The sequence below is a fragment of the Azospirillum sp. UENF 112521 genome, assembly GCF_058780665.1.
Genome location: NZ_JBSNCI010000008.1, coordinates 247,614 through 270,118 on the forward strand (window position 1 = coordinate 247,614; position 22,505 = coordinate 270,118).

The following is a 22,505-nucleotide window of genomic DNA, read 5'->3' on the forward strand; positions in this document are numbered from 1 at the left end:
CCCCCTTCGCAGCCTTTTCCGCCGGACCGTGACGCCCTCCATGAAGATCCTGTTCATCCATCCCAGCTTTCCCGGCCAATTCAAGGCTCTGGCCCCGAGCCTGGTGCGGCGCGGACACACGGTGCATGCCCTGAGCCGGACGATGGAGGTGCCGTCCGGCTGGGGCGGGATCACCGTGGCCGCTTACGCACCGTCACGGGCGCCGGCCTTTGGCGTCCATCCCTGGGCCACCGAATTCGAAATCAACACGATCCATGGCGAGGCCCTGTTCCAACGGGCGCTGACGATGAAGGCGGAGGGCTATGGTCCCGACGTGATCGTCGCCCATCCCGGCTGGGGCGACAGCCTGTTCGTGAAGGACGTCTGGCCGCAGGCCCGGCTCGGCATCTATTGCGAATTCTATTACCGAATGGAGGGCGCGGATGTCGGCTTCGATCCCGAATTCCCGTCGCAGGATGTCGGCGAGCCGTGCCGCCTGCGCCTGAGAAACGCCATAAACCTGCTCCAGTTCGAGACCGCCGACGCCGGCCTGTCTCCCACCCGCTGGCAGGCGGACAGCTTTCCCCGTATTTTCCGCGACCGCATCACCGTGGTGCATGACGGCATCGACACCGGGACGGTGACCCCGAACCCCGATGCCCAGGCCATCCTGAACGGCACCCTCACGCTGACGCGGGCGGACGAGGTGGTGACCTTCGTCAACCGGAGCCTGGAGCCCTATCGCGGCTATCACAGCTTCATGCGTGCCCTGCCGCGGCTGCTGGCCCAGCGCCCCCGGGCCCATGTGCTGATCGTCGGCGGGGCCGGCACCTCCTATGGGGTGCCGCCGCCGTCTGGAAGCTGGCGGGACATCTTCATCGAGGAGGTGCGCGGCTCCATTCCGGACGCCGACTGGGCACGGGTGTTCTTCCTGGGCAACCTCCCCTACGACCACTTCATTCCTCTGCTCCAGCTTTCCTCCGTCCACGTCTATCTCTCCTACCCCTTCGTGCTGAGCTGGAGCCTGATGGAGGCGATGAGCGCGGGCGCCGCCGTGGTCGCCGGCGATACCGCTCCGATCCGCGAGATCGTCGAGCATGACCGGACGGGGCGGCTGGTGGACTTCTTCGACCATCGCGGACTGGCCGACAGCGTGGCCGATCTGCTGGCGGACCGGGCGGCGCGCGACCGGCTGGGCGCCGAGGCCCGTGCCTTCATCCGCGCCAACCACGATCTGCACAGCGTCTGCCTGCCGCGCCAGTTCGCCTGGATCGATGAATTGGCGGACGGGCGGGGCTAAGGAGCTCCCCCATATATTCATGAAATCATTATATAGAATAATGAATGTAAAACTTGATCATGCCGGTTCTTTTCCGCCTGGACGGGAAGCGCTGAAGCATTCGCGCACCCGCATCGACTGAGACGGAAGGCTCACAAAAAAGAAGGGCGGCTTGCCGCCGCCCTCCATGGTTCCACCCCGATGGGTCCATCCCTTGTCCGCCGGCGACCATGGGCTGCCGGCGGACAGGCGGGAGGGAGGTTACGCGGGAAGCTCCGTCCGCTGCCGGGTGGACAACCCGCCGTCGCCCGCCGCCAGCAGGCCGGACGCCGTGCCCGACGAGGCATCGTGGAAGCCGCCGTCGATGCCCAGCGACTGCGACCCGGTCATCCCGGCCGCCAGCATGGTGACGGCGATGGGCGCCTCTGCGTTGGCCGCTGCCACGGCCTCCGCCGCGGTGGAGGTGCTGCGCTTGATGTAGGCCAGCTCGACCGCGGCGGCGCTGGTGCCGAACTCCGCGGCGATCTCCGGATTGCTCGCCAGATAGGCCGCCGGGTCGAAGGCGGTCAGCGACCGGTTCTCGGCATAGCCGCTCTGGACATAGTGGATCTCGGCCGCCTGGACGTCGGGACCGAAGGCCTGGATCAGGTCCGGGTTGCTGGCGATGTAGCGCAGCGCGTCGAAGCCCTGGGCCGGCCGGCCCTCGGCCTGGCCATGCTCGATGTAGTGGCGGGCGGCGGCATCCGCGTTGGTGCCGAAGGCGACCGCCAGGTCGCGGTTGGCCGCGAGGTAATTGTAGCCGTCGAAGGTCGTGCTCCGACCCTCGGCATAGCCGCTCTCGATGTAATGCCGGGTGCCGGCATCGGCGTTGGCGCCGAAGGCCGCCGACAGGTCCGGGTAGGAGGCGATGTAGGCGAGCCCGCTGAAGTTGGGGTGCCGGCCCTCGGCATAGCCGTGCTCGATGTAATGGCGGGCGGCGGCGTCCGTGTTGGTGCCGAAGGCCGAGATCAACTCGGGATAGGAGGCGGTGTAGGCCAGCGGGTTGAAGCTCACTGTCCGCCCCTCCGCCTGCCCGGCCTGGAGGTAATGCTGGGTCGCGGCGGCGGTGTTGGTGCCGAAGGCGGCGATCAGATCCGGATAGGAGGCGATGTAGGCGAGGGCGTTGAAGCCGGCCGGCAGGCCGCCGGCGGCCGGCGGGGTGGTGGAGGCGGGATCGGCCGCCGGCACCACCTGCAGGGCGATGCTCTGCGCCGCGACACCGCCATGGCCGTCGGCGACGATGTAGGAGAAGGACCCGGCATCGCCGGCAGCACCGGCGGCGGCCAGGAAGGTCAGCCCCGGCAGGTCGGCCGCCGTCAGGGTCTGGTTCGCCGTCACGGTGCTGCCGTCGGCCATCCGCACGATGCCGCCACCGGGCAGGCCGGCCACCGTCACCGTCAGCGCGTCGCCGTCGATGTCGGCGGGGGCCGCGATGCCGAGCGACACCGCCGTCCGGTCCTGGGCACTCACCGTCTTGTCGGCCTGCACCGTCGGAGCATGGTTGACGGCCGGCTCCACAACGGGATCCACGACGGGATCCGGCGAGGAGGTGACGGGCGGCGGCGGGGGAGGAGGAGGCGGGGGCGGCGAGACGACCGGCGCGGCCTCCACCGTCAGGGCGACGCTCTGGGCCGCCGTGCCGCCATGGCCGTCGGCGACGCTGTAGGCGAAGGAGCCGGCGTCGCCGACCGTCCCGGCCGCCGCGGTGAAGGTCAGGGCCGCGAGCTGGGCGATGGTCAGGCTCTGGTTCGCCGTCACCGCCGTGCCGTCGGCCAGCCGGACGGTGCCGCCGGCCGGCAGGCCGGTCACCGTCACGGTCAGGGCGTCGTTGTTGGCGTCGGTCGGAGCGGCGATGCCAAGCCCGACCGTGCCGCCGGCCTGGGCCGTCATCGTCTTGTCGGCCTCCGCCACCGGGGCGGCGTTCACCGTCAGGGCGACGGTCTGGGCCGCCGTGCCGCCATGGCCATCGGCGACGCTGTAGGCGAAGGAGCCGGCGTCACCGACCGTGCCGGCCGCCGCGGTGAAGGTCAATCCTGCGAGCTGGGCTGCGGTCAGGCTCTGGTTCGCCGTCACCGCCGTGCCGTCGGCGAGCGCCAGCGTGCCGCCGGCCGGCAGGCCGGTCACCGTCACGGTCAGGGCGTCGTTGTTGGCGTCGGTCGGGGCGGCGATGCCGAGCCCGACCGGGGAGCCGGCCTGCGCCGTCACCGTCTTGTCGGCCTCCGCCACCGGAGCGGCGTTCACCGTCAACGCCACGGTCTGGGCCGCCGTGCCGCCATGGCCGTCGGCGACGCTGTAGGCGAAGGAGCCGGCGTCGCCGACCGTGCCGGCCGCCGCGGTGAAGGTCAATCCTGCGAGCTGGGCTGCGGTCAGGCTCTGGTTCGCCGTCACCGCCGTGCCGTCGGCGAGCGCCAGCGTGCCGCCGGCCGGCAGGCCGGTCACCGTCACGGTCAGGGCGTCGTTGTTGGCGTCGGTCGGGGCGGCGATGCCCAGAGCGACCGGGGAGCCGGCCTGCGCCGTCACCGTCTTGTCGGCCTCCGCCACCGGAGCGGCGTTCACCGTCAGCGCGACGGTTTGGCCGGCGGTGCCGCCATGGCCGTCGGTGACGGTGTAGGCGAAGGAGCCGGCGTCGCCGGCCGTGCCGGCGGCGGCGGTGAAGGTCAGGGACGACAGCTGGGCGAGCGTCAGGCTCTGGTTGGCGGTGACGGCCGTGCCATCGGCCAGCTGGATGGCGCCGCCGGCCGGCAGGCCGGTGACCGTCACGGTCAGGGCGTCGCCGTCGGCGTCGGTCGGCGCGGCGATGCCGAGAGCGACCGGGGCGCCGGCCTGCGCCAACACCGTCTTGCCGGCCTCCGCCACCGGGGCGTTGTTGGCCTGGACGATGGTGACGCTGCCGCCAGTGCCGACCTGGAACTGGCTGGCGGCGAAGCTGCCGGTCAGCGTCACTGCCAGATCGGTGCCGACCCGCAGGGTGGTGGAGGTGGCGCCCGTCTCGACCTGCATGGCGGTCAGATCGGCGCCCGTCATCACCAGCCGGTCGCCGACGGCGGCATCGGCGATGGTGACGGAACCGGTGGTCCCGGCGGCGATGCGGATGACGTCGTTGCCGCCATTGCCGGTGACGGTCGCCCCGGCCCCGACGGTCAGGTCGTCGGCCCCGGCGGTACCGGTCAGGGCGACCCGGTCGAAGCCGGTGGCGCCGGACAGATCCACCGAGGCCCCGGTCCCGGACGCCGTCACGGCGAGCGCGTTGCCGGTGCCGGTGCCCGTGCTGGTCAGGGCCAGCCCGGCCAGCTGCGAAGCGGCGAGCGTCAGGGTGGCGTTGCTGCCGGTCACCTCGATGGCCTCGATGCCCGACATCGCCACCCCGGACAGGTCGGCGCTGCCGGCGATGCGCAGGGTGTCGGACGCGGCACTGCCGGCGATGACCTCGAAGCCGGCCGCCTGCGCGCCGGTCAGGGTGACGTCATGCGCCTTGCTGCCGGTCAGCTCCAGCCGCTCCACCCCGGTCAGCGTCATCCCCGTCAGGTCGATCGCGGGGGAGGCGACGGCGGTGTAATATTCCAGGTCGTAGCCGTTGTAGCTGCTCAGGTCGTCGGAGTGGATCTCCAGCGTGTCGGTGCCTTCGCCGCCGTCGAAGCTGACGGTGCCGGCATCGTACTGGCTGACCACGATGTAGCGGTCGTTGCCGGCCTCGCCGAAGATCTGATCGGCCTGGAGTTGGCCATAGCTGCCGGCGCTGACGATGCCGGCGAGGATGGTGTCGTCGCCGTCGCCGCCATGGATGGTGTCGCGTTCCCAGTCGCCCTTCAGCAGGTCGTTGCCGGCCCCGCCATAGATCAGGTCGGCACCGCCGCCGCCGGCCACCGTGTCGTCGCCGGCGTCGCCGTGCAGCTCGTCATTGTCGGCGCGGCCATAGATCAGGTCGTTGCCGCCGCCGCCGAACACGGTGTCGTTGCCGTCGCCGGCCTCCAGCGTGTCGTTGCCGGCCCCGCCATGCTCCAGGTCGTTGCCGCCATGGCCCCAGAACCACACGGCGGTGTCGCCGGCGGTCAGGCTGTCGTCATGCTCCGACCCGACCCAGCGCTGGATGTCGACGAAGGTGTCGCCGGCGGCCTCGCCGGTGTTGTTGGCACCGTTGGTCAGGTCCAGCGTGATGCCGGTGGTGGCGTTCTCGTAGGTGACGATGGTGAAGCCGTTGCCGCCGACATAATGGTCGGCGCCCAGCCCGCCGTTCAGCGTGTCGCCGGCCGACTGGCCGCTGTTGCCGCCGCCGACCAGCGTGTCGTCGCCCGCCCCGCCGATCAGGCTGTCGTTGCCGGTGCCGCCGACGATGCTGTCGTTGCCGGCCCCGCCATTGATGGTGTTGCCGGTGTCGTCGCCGATCAGCGTGTCGTCGCCGTCGCTCGGCGTGCCGGTGTAGGCCAGCCGCTGGACCCAGGCGCCGGTGTCGGAGACGGGCAGGGCCGCGGCGATGGGCCCGGTGGTCACGTCGAGGTCCCAGGAGGCGCCGAGCGACGGATGGCCGACCGGATGGCTGGCGGCGGCGACGCGGGCGCCGGTCGCCTGGGCGAGCGCCTGGGCGAACCGGCCGCCGTCGGCGCCGGTGTCGCAGGCATGGATCAGGATCTCGGTGTCCGGGGCCTGCGGCCAGGACCGTCCATCCGCCTCACGGCCGGACAGCGCCGCGATGTCGAGCCGGCCTGCACCCAGCCGGACCGCGCCCGGCTCGCCATGGGCCAGCAGATGGATGGCGGCGGGACGGTCGGCGAGTGCGGCGGCGAGAGCCGCCCCGCCATCCTCATCGGCCGCGACCCGGACGATCCGGACATCGGGCCGGCAACGGTCGAGCAGCAGATCGAGATCGTCGAGGCTGGCGTCCGCAATCAGTACGTCGCGCACGGATGATCCTCCTTGATGGCGGCAGGGCAGAGGAGCTGGGACAGGGCAGTCCATCGGCCGTCGGTCCACACCGCACTCCGGTGATGATTATTGAGGCCAATCGGCCGTATTCACCCAAATGTGAGGAGGAAGACGCCACTAACAACTCAATAAAGCGGAGTATCTCCGGCAAGAATGGGGGAGACTTGCAGTTAAATAAAAAGAAGGCAGCCTCATACGCAGTCGGGTATTTCGTCTTTTCTCCATACCACCCAGAGATATTCCAAAAAATCCGCCTTCTGATAGGGAACCTTTTTTCCCACACGAAAAAGTGGTAGGGCGGCTCCGGCCGAAGGCCTGGCCCGGAACCGCCGCAAGGCGGACCGCGACAAGAGGAACCGAAATAAAGAGGGGTCCGCGACAAGGCTCCAAGTTCAGCGGCGCAATGTTCAGCCTCAACCCCATCGGGGGTTGCGCAGGCGACTTTCCCCCACATCACATCGCCGGCCCTGGCCTCCGATCCGCAACCCGGATCGTTGGCTTCCGCCAGGATACCGGTATGGTGGGCGGCGAGGCGGGCAGGGGCAGGGCAGGCGATGCACAGCTGGTATTTCGTCGGTGACAGTCATGTTCAGGCCTTGGAAATTGCCGCCACGTTCGGGCTGTTCCGCCGGCCGTCCCGGTTCCTCATCGTCCCCGGCGCCACGGCCGTCGGCCTGCGCAATCCTGAAAGCCACACCCAGGCCATCACCCTTTTCCGGGAGGGGCTGCTGCCCGCCCTGCCGGACGTCGTGCCGGTCATCCAGCTCGGCGAGGTCGATTGCGGCTTCGTCATCTGGTGGCGGGCGCAAACGCTGGGCGAGTTGGTGGAAACACAATTGGCGGCGTCCATAGAGGCTTACGCCCGTTTCATCGACACGCTGATCGATGCCGGCTACAGCCGGGTCGTGGTGACCGGAGCCGTCCCTCCCACCATTCCCGACGGTCATCGCCAAGGTGCCGTGGCGCGCGCCCGCCACATGGTAACCGCAAGCCTGCGCGACCGCACCGAGCTGACGATGCGCTACAACCGGCTGCTTGCGGCGGAAGCGGCCCGGCGGCGGCTCCCCTATACCGACATTTCAGCGCATGTCCTCGATGCCGGAACCGGGCTGATCGCCGACGCCTACCGCAGCCCCAACCCACGCGACCACCATCTGCATCCGATCCAGGGCGCCTATGCCTGGGCCGAGGCGATCAACGGCCTGGAGGCCCGGTGAACGGACATGGCGGACAATTCTCAGACCGCGCCGCGCCGTGACGGCCGGCGGGTCTCCACCACCGCGAAGGCGATCAGCAACCGCCGCTCACAGGGAGCCGCAACCGGCTCCACCCCATGGAACGAGCGGTCGGACGGCGCATAGGCCAGCAGATGGTTGGGGCGGTAGGGAGCCTGGGCCACCAGCTCGAAATCCGCGCGCCGGTAGCGCTCCACCCCCCGTCCGCGGAAATCGGGATCGCGGGGCCGGTACAGCGCCGTGCCCAGGGACGATGCCTGCGGGTTGGACGGGCCGCCGTCCGCCGGCATGTAGAGCAGCATCGAGAACATCGTCGCCTCGATGTCCGTGTGCGGCAGCATGGCGTGGCCGGTATGGTCCTCGATGATGCGCATGTTCAACACCGGCGGCGCGTCGACCCAGCCCAGCTTGTCGCGGACCTGGGGAAAGCGCTCGGCCATCGCTGCGACGATGTCGGGATTGAACAGGCAGTCGCGCACGTCGCACCAGACCGCCGCCCGTTCCCCGTCGCACCGGGCCAGCCAGCTTTCGGTCAGCGGCACCTGATGGCGCGACGGCAGCTCATCGGGTTGAAGGATGCCGAAGGCAGCGGCATCCGGCCATTGGGCGCAGGCCCGGGCATAGAGGTCGGCGGGCAGGAAATCCGGCACGACCAGATGGGGGAAAGGATCGGTGCTGATCGCCGTATCGGACAAGCGGTTCAGAGCGTGCAATGCGGCGTCGGTCATTCATCCTCCGGATACTACCGGGGAAACAATAGCAACCCATGCTTGGGCGGGCAACGCAACCGCCCCGCCACGTCATGCACGCAGAAGGACGGAATTTCGGCCCCCTGCCTTCCAGGCAGGAGAAAACACATAAGAATGCTTATGGAAAAATATACGTCAGCCGCTCATTCCCCGCTGCGCTCGACCACCGCCTGCCCGCGGGAAATGTCGGTGACCAGCCGGACGAAGGCATCCGCCCGGTCCTGGGGAAGCGTGACCAGAAGCTGGACCCCGTCGGCGGTGAAGCCGGTGGTCTCCACCCGCGTGCCGGGGAAGCTGCCGAGGCTGGAGCGGATGCGCGCCTCCTCGGCGAATCCGCAGGCGACCGACAGGGTGGCATAGGCGACGATGGGCTCGCGCTCCGCCGCTTTCAGGCAGCTTGCCGCCGTGCCGCCATAGGCGCGCACCAGCCCGCCCGCCCCCAGCAGGATGCCGCCGAACCAGCGGCTGACCACCACCGCCACCCGGTCCATTCCCTGCCCTTCGATGGCCTGGAGGATCGGCCGCCCAGCGGTCCCGCCCGGTTCGCCGTCGTCGCTGAAGCGATAGACGTCGCCGACCCGCAAGGCCCAGCAATTATGGCCGGCATCCGGCAAGCTGCACGCGGCGATGAAGCGGCGCGCCTCCTCCTCGCTGCCGGCCGGGGCGGCCTGGGCCAGGAAGCGGCTTTTCTTGATCTCCTGCTCGAACCGTTCGGTCCTGACGAGGGTGAACATCATGAGGGTGACCGCCGGCCTACAGCACGAAGTCGAAGGCGGAGAAGCTGTAGTTGGCGATGTTGACCTGGATGCGGAAATCGGCCGTCCGGTCGCCGTTCACATCGCCCTCGATCAGCGTCACCGAACCGGAGGACTGGTAGCGCAGCTGGCCCGCCGCGCTGAAGGCGGCGGTGCCGATGAAGGTGAAGGCGTCGTTCGCGGTGGTGCCGGCGATGGCGTCGATCTCCGATAGGTCGATGCGGTCGCCCTCGGCGCCGGCGGTGGCATAGCTCGCCAGCCCCTTCAGCGCCGCCGCCGCCACGACGGCACCGTTGAAATTGACGATCACGTCGGGGGCGGCGAGGGTCGATTCGTTCAGGTTGCGGATGGAGAAGACATCCGCCCCGGCACCGCCGTCCAGCAGGTCGGCGGCGTAGCCGCCGATCAGCGTGTCGTTGCCGTTGCCGCCCAGCAGCACGTCCTCATAGCCGGTGACGGTGTCGTTGGGGTTGACCGAGATCTCGTGGCTGCGGTCGGAATAGACGTCGCCGAACAGCACGTCGTCGCCGCTGCCGCCGCGCAGCACGTCGCTGCCCAGCCCGCCATAGAGCGTGTCGTTGCCGGCGCCGCCGTCCAGCCAGTCATTGCCGGCCCCGGCGTCGAGCCAGTCGTTGCCGTCCTCGCCCAGCAGGGTGTCGTTGCCGACGACGTCGATCACGTCGCCGCGCATCAGGTCGTCCCCCGCACCGCCGAACATCAGGTCGTTGCCGGCCCCGCCCTCCAGCTGGTCGGCGCCGTCGCCCCCCAGCAGGACGTCGTTGCCGGCATTGCCGAACAGCGTGTCGTTGCCGGCCAGTCCGGCGATGGTGTCGTTCCCGGCGCCGCCGCCGATGGCGTCGTTCTGGAGGCCGCCCACCAGATAGTCGTTGCCGGTGGTGGCCGCGGCCGAGACGGTCAGACCGCTCAGCGAGGGCTGGGAGAAACCGACCAGCGACCCCAGCGGATAGACCCCGTCGGTGGCCTGCAACAGCTCGATGCCGGTCAGCGTGTCGGTGCCGTCGGGACCGCTGATCTGCAGGGTGCCGCTGCCGTCGAAGGACAGGCTGTAGGAGGCGAGCGCCCCGGTCAGCACGAAGCTGTCGATCCCGGCAAGCCCATCCACCGCATCGCTGATCGGGTTGCCCAGCGCGTCATAGGCGGCGCTGCCGCTCAGCGTGTCGTTGCCGGTCGTGCCGGTCACCACCACCGGCGCCGCTTGCGGCAGCAGCAGGTCCGCCGCCCAGGCGGGAGCGGCCTGCGCCATGGCCAGCCCTTCGGCGGCAGCCGTCACCGACCGGCCGGGCGCCGCCCGCAGCGGCCGGCCCTCCCTGCGGCCGAAGGAGAGGTAATGGAGCTTGGCCGCGGTGGCGTCGCCGCCGGTGGCCGCCGCCACGTCGGTGTTGGCCGCCAGATAGGCGGCGGCATCGAAGGTGACGCCACGCCCCTCGCTCCGGCCGAAGCGGGCGTAATGGACCACCGCCGCCGCCGGATCGATGCCGACAGCGGTCAGCACGTCCGGGTTGGAGGCGAGATAGCCCAGCGCGTCGAAGCCGGCGGTCCGCCCTTCGCGGGCGCCATAGGCCAGATAATGCCGGATGGCGGCCCCGGCATCGAGACCGACCGCCGCCAGCACGTCCGGATTGGCCGCCAGATAGCCCAGCGCGTCGAAGCCGCTCAGGCTGCGCCCCTCGTTCCGGCCGTTCCAGGCGTAATGGGCAGCCGCGGCGATCGCGTTGTCGCCGAAGGCGGCGGCAAGGTCGCGATTGGCCGCCAGATAGCTGCGCGCATCGAAGGCGAAGGCCGCCGGAGCGGCGGTGCGTCCGTCGACGGTCAGCAGCTCGACATCGGTCAGGGTATCCGTGGCGAGGCTCGACACCACGGCATAGCGCCGGCTGTCCAGCGCCACCACCACCGGCGTCTCCGCGCGGTAGCTGCCGCCCTGGGCGGCATAGCGGCGCGGGTCGGCGGTGTAGATGGCGCGGTCGGTGCCGGCACCGCCATCGAAGCTGCGCCCGCCGGGAATCCCCAGATAGACGCTGTCGTTGCCGTCCGCCCCGACGAAGCCGTCGATCTGCTGGAAGATGCGGGCGCCTAGCCGGTCGAGCGTCCCGCCGGTCAGGGCGACATCCAGCCCGTCGATGCGGTAGCGCAAGAGCCCAGCCGCATCGCGGTCGGTCAGGCCGGTGAAACGGACGGATGCCGCCGCCCCGCTGCCGGCGGCGGCATAGTCGAGCGTGGCGGCATGCGCCCGGCCGGCGACCGTGCGGGTGACGGCCAAGCTGCCGGCGCCAGCGGCGATGGAGGAGGCATCCGGCACGGTGGTGAAGGCATCGGCGACGAAACCGTTCGCCAGCCGGGCCTCATCCAGATCGAGGGCGAAGCCCTGCCCCGCCACCAGCCGTGCCATGCACGCTCCCCCAAACCCCTACCGCAGGACGGCACCGGCCGCCGGGTCAGGGCCGATCAGGCAACGTCAACCGGATGACTGAGATCAGATGACCTCTGATCAGATGACCTGGAGATAGGCCGGGTCGAGCGCGCCGTGGCGGAACGGGATCCAGTCCTTGTGGTCGGCGCGGTACTGCAGGCCGTAGGGGTTCTTGAAGAAGATCTTCTGCAGCGGCTGGCCGCCCTCGGCGCGGGTGCGCTCCAGGTCGATCAGCGCCGACGAGGCGAACACCTTTTCCCACAGCTCGGTGTTGTCCACCTCGCGGCCGGCGTTCTTCACGTAATCGCGCGCGGTGTCGCTGAGCTGCCAAGCCTCTTCGACCATCGCGTAATAGTCCACAGTACCCTCGGCCATGGCCTTCGAACTCCAACCAGCGTTGCACAGAGTTTCCGCTCACATAGCGCATTTTCGGCGGCAAAGGAACCACCTGCGCGCCGCAGCGGCCGGGCATGGCCCCCCCCGTCCGGATAGACGGCCATGCCCCGACCGGGATGTTACGGGCGGTCCGCCGCCGCTCCGTCGATGGCCTGCCCGTTCATGCGGGGGGCCGGCAGCGCGGCGGGCAGCGGGACCGCCCGGTTCTTGCGCAGCGGTGCCGCCAGCTTCTCCCAGGACCGGGTGCGCAGCAGCCGGCCGGCGACCCCCAGCCCGACCGCCAGCAGGCCGGCCAGGCTGATCGCCGCTCCCACCGGCCCGCCGACCAGGAGGCCGGCCAGCCCGGCGACCCCGGCCAGCAGGGCGCGCAGGCCGATGGTCAGCGCCACCGTGCCCGTCCCCGGCGCCACGCGCGGCAGCAGCACCAGCAGCAGCCCGCAATCGACCGCCGTGCGCAGGCTCCAGGCCGCGGCGGCGCCGACCGCGCCATAGCGCTCGGCCAGCAGCCACAGCACGCCGAGATAGACCGGCAGCTCGGCAAGCTGCAGGCGCGCCGTCACGTCGACGCGGCCGACGCTCTGGATCAGCGTGTTGGGCACATAGGCGGTGGCGTTGAAGAAGACGCCCAGCATCAGGATCGACAGCACCGAGGCGCTGTTGGCGGCGAAGGCCGGCCCCAGCCACAGCTCCAGCGCCGTCTCGCCGCCGACGATGGTGGCGGCCTGCATCGCCAGGAACACCGCGAGCGTCAGGTGGCCGCCGGCGTCCAGGATGCGGCCCAGCGCCGGCGGATCGCGCCGGAACAGGCTGGAGGCCAGCGGGAACAGCGCCAGCGACAGGGCGCCGGGGATCACCATCAGCCGCGACAGCAGCTCGAACGGGGTGGTGTAGAAGGCGACCATCGCCGCCGGCACCAGGCTGAGCAGGATGAAGCGGTCGGCATAGAGCATCGCCGGGCCGACCAGATTGTTCAGCATCATCCAGGCGCTCATGGTGAACAGCCCGCGCAAGGACGGGCGGCCCCAGCGGCCGGGGCGCAGCAGATCCGGCACTTGGCCCACCGCCAGCACGCCATAGCCGACCAGCCCGATGAAGCGCCCGACCGCGATGGCGGCGATCACCGGCACCAGGCTCTGGCTGAAGGGCAGCACGAAGAGCGGGCTCAGATAGTTCAGCACCCCCACCGTCATCCGCACCAGGCTGATCGGGCGGAAGCGCTGGTGCGCCTCCAGCACGCCGCGCAGGCCGGCGGAGACCAGGGCGATGGGCACGATGGCCGCCGCCACCAGCAGGCTGAACCGGATCTCGTCCGGCGAGGTGCCGGTCTCCAGCTGGAAACGGTCGGCCAGCAGCCCGGCGCCCAGCGCGACCACCCCGCCGGTCAGGAGGCCGATGGCCCCCATCAGGGCGATGGCCGGCCCGGCGATCCCTGCCGTGTTCGCAGAGCCCTCCCCCTGCCCGTCCCCCTGCCCACCGGCATGGCCGATCCGGTCGGCGACGACCTGCACCAGCGACCGTCCCAGCCCGAGGTCCAGCACGCCCAGATAGCCGAGCAGCGCCCAGATCAGGGTCAGCGCGCCGAAGCGCTCCATCCCGACGGCGGAGATGAGCCACGGAATCGACAGCAGGGCCGCCGCCATGGGCAGCCCCTCGCCGAGCAGATTCCAGAGCGTGTTGCGAAGCAAATTCGGAGGTCCGTACGCGAAACACTGTGAAACGGCATTCGGGACGACCCGACCTCGGCCATCCGGCTCTCCAGCCGTTCGACCTAGGTCTATGCCCTCCTGACGACGCCATTGTTATCGGTCCATCCCGTCCAAAACGCTAACGGAATCGCTTGGGCGAAATGGTCATGACTCTGAACGGCCACCTGAACGGCCGCACGCGTTCCGGGCTGGGCACCCGTCAGGACAGGACCCGCTCCAGCGCCGCGGCGACCCGGTCGACGTCGCCGTCGGCCATGGCCGGGAACAGCGGCAGCGACAGCGTCTGGGCGTAATGGCTCATGGCGCCGGGCAGGGCGAGGTCGCCGTAGCGGCGGCGCCAGTAGGGTTGGCGATGGACCGGGATATAGTGCACCTGGGTGCCGACGCCCAGGGCGCGCAAGGCCGCCATCACGGCCGAACGGGTCCGCCCGGCCGCTGCGAAATGGATGCGCGCGGCGCACAGGTGCCAGGCCGGCCGGCACCAGGGCACCAGGGCCGGCGGCCGCACCAGCGGGGCCAGCGGCCCCAGCCGTTCGGCATAGAGCGCCATCAGCCGAGCCCGCCGCTCGACGAAGCGGTCGAGCCGGCCGAGCTGGCTCAGCACCAATGCCGCGTGGATGTCGGACAGGCGGTGGTTGAAGCCCGGCTCCGCCATCTCATAGTACCAGGGGTTGGCGTTCCCCTCCGCGTCCAGGGCGGCGCCGGGATCGGCGAAGCCCTCCCCCGGCCCGGGCTCGCGCATCATGCCGTGGTTGCACAGGCGCCGTACCCGCGCCATCAGCGCCGGGTCGTTGCCGGTGACCGCGCCGCCCTCCCCGGCCGCGATGGTCTTGACCGGATGGAAGGAGAAGACGGTCAGCGATCCCGCCTCGACCTGCGGCCACCCGGCGCCCACCGGCCTCTCGGCTCCCTCCGACAGATCGCCCCCTGATGAATAGGCCGTGCCGATGGCGTGGCAGGCATCCTCGACCAGCGCCAGCCCCTCCGCCTGCGCGAGCGCCGCCAGCCCATCCATCGGCGCGGTCTGTCCGGCATAATGGACGGGGGCAAGCGCACGGACGCGCCAGCCGGCGTTGCGGGCGCGGGCGATGGCGGCCTCGGCCTCGGCGACGCCCATCAGGCCGCTGTCGGGATCGACGTCGGCGAAGGCGACCTCGGCCCCGGCATGGCGGGCGGCCGACGCCGTGGCGAGGAAGGTGTTGGACGGCACAACCACCGCGTCGCCCGGCCCGATGCCCAGCGCCGCATAGGCCAGCCGCAGCGCCGCGGTGCCGTTGGCGCAGGCCACGGCGTCTGCCGCCCCAACCCTCGCGGCGAGCGCCCGCTCGAACCCGGCGACCGCCGGCCCCTGGGTCAGCCAGTCGCCGCGCAGCACCGCCGTCACGGCGGCGACGTCCTCCTCCTCCACCGACTGGCGGCCATAGGGGAGGAACGGCAGATCCGCCATCAGGGCGCTTCCGCCAGCAGGTCGCGCAGCCGCTCGCCATCGAGCCAGTCGTCGTTGCCGTCGCTGGCATAGCGGAAGCCGTCGGCCACCGGGCGGGCATTCAGCCGCTCGTACGGCGCATGCTGCCAGAAGGTGAAGGCCGGCTCGATGACATAGCGGTCGGCCAGCTCGTAGGTCTGGCGGGAATCGTCCTCGGTGATCATCACCTCGTGCAGCTTCTCGCCCGGCCGGATGCCGACGATCTTCTGCGGCAGGTCCGGCGCCATGGCGCGGGCGAGGTCGGCGATGCGCAGGCTGGGGATCTTCGGCACGAAGATCTCGCCGCCCTGCATCATGGCGAAGCAGGACAGCACGAAGTCGACGCCGTGCTGCAACGTGATCCAGAAGCGGGTCATCCGCTCGTCGGTGACCGGCAGATGGTCGGCGCCCTCGGCGATCATCTTGCGGAACAGCGGCACGACGCTGCCGCGCGACCCCACCACATTGCCGTAGCGCACCACCGCGAAGCGGGTGTCGAGCGCGCCCGACAGGTTGTTGGCAGCGATGAAGATCTTGTCCGACGCCAGCTTGCTGGCGCCATAGAGGTTGATCGGGTTGGCCGCCTTGTCGGTCGACAGCGCGACAACGCGCCGCACCCCCATCGACAGCGCCGCCCGCACCACGTTCTCCGCCCCGTAGACGTTGGTGTGGATGCATTCCATCGGGTTGTATTCGGCGGCCGGCACATGCTTCAGCGCCGCGGCATGGACGCAGAAATCGACGCCGCGCATCGCCAGCTCCAGCCGCTCGCGGTCGCGCACGTCGCCGATGAAATAGCGCAGCGTCGGCGCCCACTCCGCCGGCATGCGCTGCTGCATCTCGTACTGCTTGAACTCGTCGCGGGAGAAGATGATGACCCGGCGCGGCCGGGCGTGGCGCATCACCGTCTCGACGAAGCGGCGCCCGAAGGAGCCGGTTCCCCCCGTCACCAGCACCGACCGGCCGTCCAGCATGCGCAAGCCCGCCTCGAGCCCGGTGCCCGGCATGTCGGCCCCATCCGCAGGGATCCCCGGCTTCGTCGCGCCCGCCTTGCTGGAATGTATCGTCACCGCCGGTTCCGTCCTTTAAAGCCGCATCGCCCGAAGCCGCCGCACCCGGTGCCCACCGGCCCGATCCGGAGCGGGTGCTGCGTCGGGATCGAAATGAACCCCGACCGTAACCGGTGCTTTCTGATGATCGGGTTAATTCAGGATGTCCCCCGGCGCAAGGTCTGTTGGGACGCGGATCAGGCCGGCGGCATCCGTCCCGCCTGCAAATCCTCCAGCAGGCGGATCTGCGCCGGCAGGCAGACGGTGGCGAGGTCGAACCGCTCCACCGCCGTCCTCCTTGCCGCGGCCGACAGGGCGGCACGCAGTTCCGGATCGTCCAGCGCCGTCTCCACCCGGTCGGCGAGCGCCATGGGATCGTGGAAGCCGGTCAGCAGCCCGTTCACCCCGTCCTCGATCACCTCGGCGACCGGCGGCGTATCGGACCCGACGATGACGGCGCCGCAGGACATCGCCTCCAGCATCGACCATGACAGGACGAAGGGGAAGGTCAGGTAGATGTGGGCGCGCGAGATGCGCAGCACCGACAGGTAGCTGTCATAGGGCAGCTTGCCCAGCACATGCAGCCGCGACGATTCCGGCCTGGGAGTGCCGGAGGCGTCCAGCATCGTCTCCCGCCACATCGTCTCGCGCCAAGTGCCGCCGCCTTCCGGCGCCGCGCCATAGCTGACCTCGTCGCCGCCCACCATCAGGATGTGCAGCTTCGGCCGGCGCCGCAGCAGCTCCGCCGCCGCCCGCATGAAGGTGGGAAAGCCGCGGTAGGGTTCCAGGTTGCGGGCGACATAGGTCACCACCTCGTCCCCGCGCGACAGGGTGCGGCCGTCGGGCAGGGTGACGGTGGCGGCCGGATCCGGCCGGCAGACCGCGGTGTCGACCCCGTCATGAATCACCGAAATGCGTGGGCGGAAGGGCTCGGGATGCTGCTGGCGCTGCCACAGGGTCGGGCTGACGCCCCAGTCCATCGCGTCCAGCCCGGTCAGCAGCGAGGCGTTCTTGGTGCGGATGCGGCAGCGCGTCTCCAGCGTCACCGGCTTTTCCGGGTCGAAGCCGACATCCGACCCGTCGGCCCGGTAGAAGAACTCGCAATAGAGCAGCAGCCGGGCGTCCGGGAACAGGTCCTTCAGGAACAGGGCCTCGCCCCAGCCGGGATGGGCGCAGATCACGTCGGGGGTGAAGCCCTCCTTCTGCAGGGCAAGCCCGGCGCGCACGGCGCCCTGCCCATGCAGGACCTGCCCCTCGAACATGCGGATATAGGGGTGGGTGTTTTCCCCCGCCTCGCGCGTCGGCCGGTAGAGCGCCATCTGCACGCCGCCCGGCAACTCGCGCCGGACCTTGCCGATGAAGGCGACCTGGTGGGCCGGATCCGCCGCGAAATGGCGGACGAGATGCTTGTACTGGCCGGGGGTGTTCTGGTGGACGAACAGGATCCGCATGGAAAGACAATGCCCGGAAAACGGAGGAACGGGGCGACAGCCTGCAACCATCCGTCGCCGCTGTCGATGGCTAAGACCATCCGCTTAGTCAGGGCGCTTCGCCTTCTTAACGGCTGCGGACCAGCAGGGCCTCATAGCGCCGGACGGTCTCCCGCATCTCCTCCAGCAGCAGGCGCTGCTCTTCGGCCGCCGCCCGTGCCCGCTCCGCCTCGGTCCGCGCCTGCTCGGCATAGAGACGGGCCTCCTCCTGGAGGCGCCGCGCCCTCTCCTCGGCCTGGCGCGCCTCTTCCGCCTCACACCTCGCCTGCTCTCCCGAGCGCCGCCTCTCCTCGTCCTCGATCCGCCAGTCCTCGGCTTCCTGCCGTTGCGCTTCGCCGGTGATCCGCCCTTCCTCGACCATCAGACGGGCGCCCTCGGCCTCCATGTGGTGGTCGAACGCCGCACTGCGCTCCTCTTCGGCCTTCTCGCGCCTCAGCTCGGCGGCACAGCGGGCCTCCTCGCCCCTGTTGCGGCGCGTTTCGCTGCGCCGCCGCCAGTCTTCGGCATCGGTCCGCCGGCCCTCGGCTTGCTCCAGGGGTGACTGGCCTGGGGGGACTGGTCCGGGGGGAGGTGTATTCGGGGCATGCTGCTTACCCTCCATCAGGCGATGGGACGCCGTCAGCGCCCTTTCGGTCAGGCGCAGGCGTTCGAGGCTCTGGTCCAGCAGGTACCGCCTTCGTTTCAACGACTGACGGAGGACCGCCTGCAGGGCCTTGAGGCGTTCGAGGGTTTCCATTCCACCGTCAACAGGCGAACCCGGCAACCCGCTCAAGGGCATAGACACAGGCCGTGAAATGGCCGGAGAGGGACCGTCCGGAGCAGGGTCCGCCGGAAGGACCCGTTTCCCCCTTGCCGCCTTGCGCCTATAAGGTCCTCTTGTCCGCCGGCGCTGCCCGGCCCATCGCGCGACGGAGCGCCGACGCCCCTTGCCCTCTTCCCGACCCTCGTCCTCCCTGCCCTCCTCGCCCTGGCGTTTCCTGTGGATGTTCGTGCGCGACGGTTTCCTCGGCCGCGCCATCCTGCTGAACCTCGCCGCCGCCGGCGGGATCGGGCTGATGGGGATGGAGCCGGTGGCGATGCGCGGCCTGGTCGATGCGCTCACAGGGATCTCAGGGGCGGGGATCTCGGGGAGCCAGCCCTCCGGCTCCCCCGCCTGGACGGCGGAGGTGATGCGCTGGTTCCTGCTGCTGGGCGGGCTGTGGATCGCGTCGGCCCTGTTCAACCGCCTGCGCGAACTGGTCGACCTGCACACCTCGCCGGCCTTGCGCCATGCCATCCAGCTCCGGCTGTTCGATCACCTGATCGACCATTCGCCGCGCTACTTCCAGGACAATTTCGCCGGCAACCTGGGACAGAAGGTCAAGCAGGCCGGGCAGAGCGCCATCCAGATCCTGGAGATCCTGACCAACGACATCATCCGCATCGTCGTCATCCTGGCCATCGGCCTGACGCTGCTGGCCTCGGCCCAGACCCTGTTCGCCGGGCTGCTGGTCGGCTGGACCGTGGCGCATCTGGGCCTGTCGGCCCTGCTGGCCCGGCGATGCCTGCGGCTGTCGCACGCCTTCTCCGAGGAGGTGTCGTCGACCACCGGCCGCATGGTCGACATCATCGCCAATGCCGAGCTGGTGCGCGCCTTCGCCCGCCGCCGCCAGGAGCTGTCCGGCCTGTCCGACGCGCTGACCGGCGAGATCGACCGGTCGAAGGAGCTGCGCTGGTTCCTGACCAAGATGTGGTTCTGGCTGTTCAACGCCCTGCTGGTCTTCCAGATCATCCTGATCGGCCTCGCCGTGTCGGAGGCGATGGCCGGCCGCATGAGCATCGGCGATTTCGCCATGATCTTCTCGCTGGCCAGCATCGTCGGCGCCAATGTCTGGGGCCTGTCGACGCGCATGCTGGGTTTCTTCGAGCAGCTGGGCATCCTGTCCGGCGCCCTGGACCTGATCGTCCGCCCGCACGAGATCCCGGACCCGCCCGGCCGCCCCGACCTGACCGTCGGCGACGGCGCCATCCGCTTCGAGGAGGTCCGTTTCGCCCATCCCGGAAACGGGGCGGTGTTCGATGGCCTGTCCCTGACCATCCGGCCGGGGGAGCGGGTGGCGCTGGTCGGCCCGTCGGGGGCGGGCAAGAGCACGCTGGTCCGCCTGCTGCGCCGGCAGTTTCCGTTGCAGGGGGGCCGCATCCTGATCGATGGGCAGGACATCGCCGCGGTCAGCCTCGCCTCGCTCAACCGCGCGGTGGCCGAGGTGCCGCAACTGCCCAGCCTGTTCCACCGCTCCATCCGCGACAACATCGCCTATGGCAGCGAGGAGCCAGATGGAAAGGGAGTTGCCGACGAGGCGATCCGCGCCGCCGCCGCCCGCGCCCATTGCGACCGCTTCATCGAGGGCCGCGCCGCCGGCTACGACACCGTGGTGGGGGAGCGGGGCATCCAGCTGTCGGGCGGCGAGCGCCAGCGGGTCGCCATCGCCCGCGCCTTCCTGAAGGACGCGCCGATCCTGGTGCTGGACGAGGCGACCTCCTCGCTCGACTCCGAGACGGAGCATCTGATCCAGGACGCGCTGCTCGGCCTGTTCGAGGGCCGCACGGTGATCGCCATCGCCCACCGGCTGTCGACCGTCACCGGCATGGACCGCATCCTCTATATGGAGAAGGGGCGGATCCTCGAGGACGGCGACCACGCCACCCTGCTGCGCCGCGACGGTCCCTATGCCCGGCTGTGGCGCCGCCAGGTCGGCGGTTTCCTGCCGGACGATGCCGGCTCCACAGCCGATCTGGAGGAGACGCGATGAGACGCATCCTGGGACGGTTCCGCCCGATACTGCCGCTCGCCGCCAGCCTGTTCATCCTCGCCGCGGAGGCCGCCGCCATGTCGCCTGCCCTTTCGCCTGCTCTTTCACCCCTGCCCTTCTTCCAGCGGGTCGAGCGCGTCGGCCTGCTCTGCGCGGTGGATGCCGAGGGCGGCCCGGCCACCGATGTCGGGGATGACGCGCTGTGCGGCCGCGCCGCGGCGATGCTGTCGGGGCTGCTAACCTCCGGTCCGGCGGTCACGGCGCTCGCCCCCAACGATGCCCGCATCGCCGAGCCGGGCACCCTGCTGGTGCTGGTCCATGCCACGCTGCGGCATGAGGAGGGGCGCCGTCTGCTGGCGCTCGCCGCCACCCTTCAGCGCAGCGGAACCGCCGGCGACGCCCCGTTCTTCATGATGCCGCCCCAGGCATTGGCCCTGTCCGGCAGCCTCGATGAAAGCCTTCTGGATGCAGCGCTCCACCGCCTGCTGACCCCGTTGGGCGGAGCGCTGCGCGCCAATCCCTGAGCGGTTGGGCTGCTGCGGAGTTTGGAGTCTTGTCGCAGGGGGGTGGAAGCGACAGCCTGAACGGGAATTTCCATGAGCTGTCCTTCCCGTGAAGGCGGGAATCCAGCCATATCAGTCACTTATACAGAAACGCCGATCCCCACCTTTGCGGGGATCGGCGTTCTACGGGCGGTGGGTGCGTTTCGCCGTCACCGGCAAAGCTGTGCGAACTTGCGCTCCGGGATCGGCGGCGGCGAGGGATGCAGCATCAATCCCTGCTCTTCCACATCGACCCGCGCGTCCGGATAGACCGCAAGCGCCAGTTGGAGCGCCTCGATGAAGCGCTTCCTGAAATCGCGCAGGCGGCTGTATCCGGCGCCGAACTGCTCGAAAACCGCCGGCCAGGTGATCGGGGTGGAGCGGTTCAGGCTGTGCAGCCGGTAGGCCAGCCAGATATAGATGTCGATGCTGGTGCTGTTGTTCTGGATGTGGCGCAGCGCCGGCTCCCAGATCGGCACCGGATGGGCCTTCAGCTCGCGGAAGAAGGCCTCGGACAGCAGGACGCGGTCTTCCCACAGCGACCCCTGGCCCGGTTCCGCCCCGGCATTGGTCGAGAAATGGATGCCGCCCTTGACGATCGACCCCTTTTCGAAGCCGATGCTGTGGGCGTCCTCCCAGGCGAAGGTCAGGTTGCAGGCGGCGATGCGCGAGGCCTGCTCGCGGATGTCGCGGTAGGTCTGGCCGCCCACCGACAGGCCCATGCGGTCAAGCCATTCGTGCATGCTGCGGCCCAGCTCGACCTCGCGGCTGTCGGTCTGGATCGCCCGGGTCTGCAGATACAGGAGGATCATCCGCGCGCGGCTGCCGTACGGAACGCCGTAAAGCTTAAAGCCACCGTTGCGGATCGGCAGTCGTCCAGGCTCGATCAGCAAGCGGATTCTATGTCCGCGACGCTCCCACGGCTGGTCATCGGGAAGACGACGATGCGGAAGGGCCGTCAGCGCAAAACCCGAATAGGTGATGCCAAGCTCCTGCCGCTCCTCTTCGAGGACGGCAGCAGCCACATCGACTAGCGAACGCTGATCCGGATCCGTCTGGAGCGCCTTCGCCTGGTCGCGTCCCAGCTGGGTAATCAGGGTGTGTATCTGTCCCATATCGAGCTGACCTTGGCACGACTTTGCGGTCAACGCTATATCACGGTCGGTTGGTGCCCAGCAATTTGGAGTCTTGTCGCTCAAACTATTTGTACGGTTATTTGATTCAGTTAATAGTTTGCGCGACAAGACTCCAGTAGAGAATCGCGAGTCGCGCGACAAAACTCCAGAACTCCCGCGACAAGACTCCAGCGGATAGTCCGTGTTGCCTGTGGATTTTTCGGCAGACGCGACAAGACTCCAGCCGGGACATTTCGATTCGACCCCGAATCGCTTCCGATTCGTCGATTTCCGAGTCGTGGAGGCCAAACGACCACGACTCGCCGGTGATTCGCCCCCCTGCACCGATGCTGTCGGCAGCCGGATTTGGAGTTCTGTCGCGCCCCACCCGGCCCAACCTTCCCCCGATTGCCGGCCGGAACCGCCTCCGGCCGCCGTCCGCCCCTGTCCGCGGCAGACGGACGGCAGGGGGGCGCGACAAGACTCCAACCTTGACCCTGGCCTATCGCCGCCGCAGGGGAGGGTGTTTGGAGTCTTGTCTCGCCCCCCGCCGGAAGAGGCGCTCCGGT

15 protein-coding genes are annotated in these 22,505 nt (G+C 69.7%); 4 read left to right on the forward strand and 11 right to left on the reverse strand.

All coding sequences use genetic code 11. The features are described 5' to 3' along the window. Nucleotides 1–40 precede the first annotated feature (40 nt). The gene (locus ACWPN8_RS31370; RefSeq protein WP_492243640.1) at nt 41–1,279 is read left to right on the forward strand and encodes a glycosyltransferase; all 1,239 of its coding nucleotides are present in this window, start codon (nt 41–43) and stop codon (nt 1,277–1,279) included. 240 nt (nt 1,280–1,519) lie between these two features. Here ACWPN8_RS31370 and ACWPN8_RS31375 read toward each other — a convergent pair whose 3' ends face one another. Next, nucleotides 1,520–6,196: an Ig-like domain-containing protein gene (locus tag ACWPN8_RS31375; protein ID WP_492243641.1), complete on the reverse strand. Its 4,677-nt coding sequence runs from the start codon at nt 6,194–6,196 to the stop codon at nt 1,520–1,522. A gap of 575 nt (nt 6,197–6,771) precedes the next feature. Here ACWPN8_RS31375 and ACWPN8_RS31380 point away from each other — a divergent pair. Then, entirely contained in the window at nt 6,772–7,434 is a 663-nt protein-coding gene (locus tag ACWPN8_RS31380; protein WP_492243642.1) for an SGNH/GDSL hydrolase family protein, read from the forward strand. A gap of 20 nt (nt 7,435–7,454) precedes the next feature. Here ACWPN8_RS31380 and ACWPN8_RS31385 read toward each other — a convergent pair whose 3' ends face one another. From ACWPN8_RS31385 to ACWPN8_RS31425, 9 genes are all read right to left on the reverse strand, one after another. Further along, entirely contained in the window at nt 7,455–8,180 is a 726-nt protein-coding gene (locus tag ACWPN8_RS31385; protein ID WP_492243643.1) for a hypothetical protein, read from the reverse strand. Nucleotides 8,181–8,344: 164 nt separating this feature from the next. Then, nucleotides 8,345–8,938, reverse strand: a complete 594-nt coding sequence (locus ACWPN8_RS31390) for an IMPACT family protein (protein WP_492243644.1) — start codon at nt 8,936–8,938, stop codon at nt 8,345–8,347. 16 nt (nt 8,939–8,954) lie between these two features. Beyond that, nucleotides 8,955–11,363, reverse strand: coding sequence for a calcium-binding protein (locus tag ACWPN8_RS31395; protein WP_492243645.1), 2,409 nt, complete (start codon nt 11,361–11,363; stop codon nt 8,955–8,957). Nucleotides 11,364–11,462: 99 nt separating this feature from the next. After that, nucleotides 11,463–11,759, reverse strand: coding sequence for a hypothetical protein (locus ACWPN8_RS31400; RefSeq protein WP_098734685.1), 297 nt, complete (start codon nt 11,757–11,759; stop codon nt 11,463–11,465). 140 nt (nt 11,760–11,899) lie between these two features. After that, nucleotides 11,900–13,465: a flippase gene (locus ACWPN8_RS31405; RefSeq protein WP_109095215.1), complete on the reverse strand. Its 1,566-nt coding sequence runs from the start codon at nt 13,463–13,465 to the stop codon at nt 11,900–11,902. Nucleotides 13,466–13,685: 220 nt separating this feature from the next. After that, nucleotides 13,686–14,933: an aminotransferase class I/II-fold pyridoxal phosphate-dependent enzyme gene (locus ACWPN8_RS31410; RefSeq protein WP_492243646.1), complete on the reverse strand. Its 1,248-nt coding sequence runs from the start codon at nt 14,931–14,933 to the stop codon at nt 13,686–13,688. Continuing rightward, nucleotides 14,933–15,958 (reverse strand): UDP-N-acetylglucosamine 4,6-dehydratase (inverting), encoded by a 1,026-nt coding sequence (pseB, locus tag ACWPN8_RS31415; protein WP_109095217.1) that lies wholly within the window; start codon nt 15,956–15,958, stop codon nt 14,933–14,935. The genes ACWPN8_RS31410 and pseB overlap by 1 nt, the downstream gene beginning before the upstream one ends. Before the next feature lie 239 nt (nt 15,959–16,197). Then, on the reverse strand, nt 16,198–17,451 hold the full coding sequence (locus ACWPN8_RS31420) for a glycosyltransferase family 4 protein (RefSeq protein WP_492243647.1): 1,254 nt from the start codon (nt 17,449–17,451) through the stop codon (nt 16,198–16,200). Between the two features lie 106 nt (nt 17,452–17,557). Next, on the reverse strand, nt 17,558–18,175 hold the full coding sequence (locus ACWPN8_RS31425) for a hypothetical protein (RefSeq protein ID WP_492243648.1): 618 nt from the start codon (nt 18,173–18,175) through the stop codon (nt 17,558–17,560). 241 nt (nt 18,176–18,416) lie between these two features. Here ACWPN8_RS31425 and ACWPN8_RS31430 point away from each other — a divergent pair, with 241 nt between their 5' ends. Both ACWPN8_RS31430 and ACWPN8_RS31435 read left to right on the forward strand, forming a co-directional pair. After that, nucleotides 18,417–20,279, forward strand: coding sequence for an ABC transporter ATP-binding protein (locus tag ACWPN8_RS31430; protein WP_492243649.1), 1,863 nt, complete (start codon nt 18,417–18,419; stop codon nt 20,277–20,279). Further along, on the forward strand, nt 20,276–20,803 hold the full coding sequence (locus tag ACWPN8_RS31435; protein ID WP_492243650.1) for a hypothetical protein: 528 nt from the start codon (nt 20,276–20,278) through the stop codon (nt 20,801–20,803). The genes ACWPN8_RS31430 and ACWPN8_RS31435 overlap by 4 nt, the downstream gene beginning before the upstream one ends. 188 nt (nt 20,804–20,991) lie before the next feature. Here ACWPN8_RS31435 and ACWPN8_RS31440 read toward each other — a convergent pair whose 3' ends face one another. After that, on the reverse strand, nt 20,992–22,020 hold the full coding sequence (locus tag ACWPN8_RS31440) for a replication protein RepA (protein ID WP_492243651.1): 1,029 nt from the start codon (nt 22,018–22,020) through the stop codon (nt 20,992–20,994). Between the last annotated feature and the right edge of the window lie 485 nt (nt 22,021–22,505).

What these genes read in the sequence shown, in the direction of transcription:
- ACWPN8_RS31370 (WP_492243640.1), top strand. Translation starts at nt 41, where the DNA reads ATGAAGATCCTGTTCATCCATCCCAGCTTTCCCGGCCAATTCAAGGCT.
- ACWPN8_RS31380 (WP_492243642.1), top strand. Translation starts at nt 6,772, where the DNA reads ATGCACAGCTGGTATTTCGTCGGTGACAGTCATGTTCAGGCCTTGGAA.
- ACWPN8_RS31385 (WP_492243643.1), bottom strand. Translation starts at nt 8,180, where the DNA reads ATGACCGACGCCGCATTGCACGCTCTGAACCGCTTGTCCGATACGGCG.
- ACWPN8_RS31390 (WP_492243644.1), bottom strand. Translation starts at nt 8,938, where the DNA reads ATGATGTTCACCCTCGTCAGGACCGAACGGTTCGAGCAGGAGATCAAG.
- ACWPN8_RS31395 (WP_492243645.1), bottom strand. Translation starts at nt 11,363, where the DNA reads ATGGCACGGCTGGTGGCGGGGCAGGGCTTCGCCCTCGATCTGGATGAG.
- ACWPN8_RS31400 (WP_098734685.1), bottom strand. Translation starts at nt 11,759, where the DNA reads ATGGCCGAGGGTACTGTGGACTATTACGCGATGGTCGAAGAGGCTTGG.
- ACWPN8_RS31410 (WP_492243646.1), bottom strand. Translation starts at nt 14,933, where the DNA reads ATGGCGGATCTGCCGTTCCTCCCCTATGGCCGCCAGTCGGTGGAGGAG.
- pseB (WP_109095217.1), bottom strand. Translation starts at nt 15,958, where the DNA reads ATGCCGGGCACCGGGCTCGAGGCGGGCTTGCGCATGCTGGACGGCCGG.
- ACWPN8_RS31420 (WP_492243647.1), bottom strand. Translation starts at nt 17,451, where the DNA reads ATGCGGATCCTGTTCGTCCACCAGAACACCCCCGGCCAGTACAAGCAT.
- ACWPN8_RS31435 (WP_492243650.1), top strand. Translation starts at nt 20,276, where the DNA reads ATGAGACGCATCCTGGGACGGTTCCGCCCGATACTGCCGCTCGCCGCC.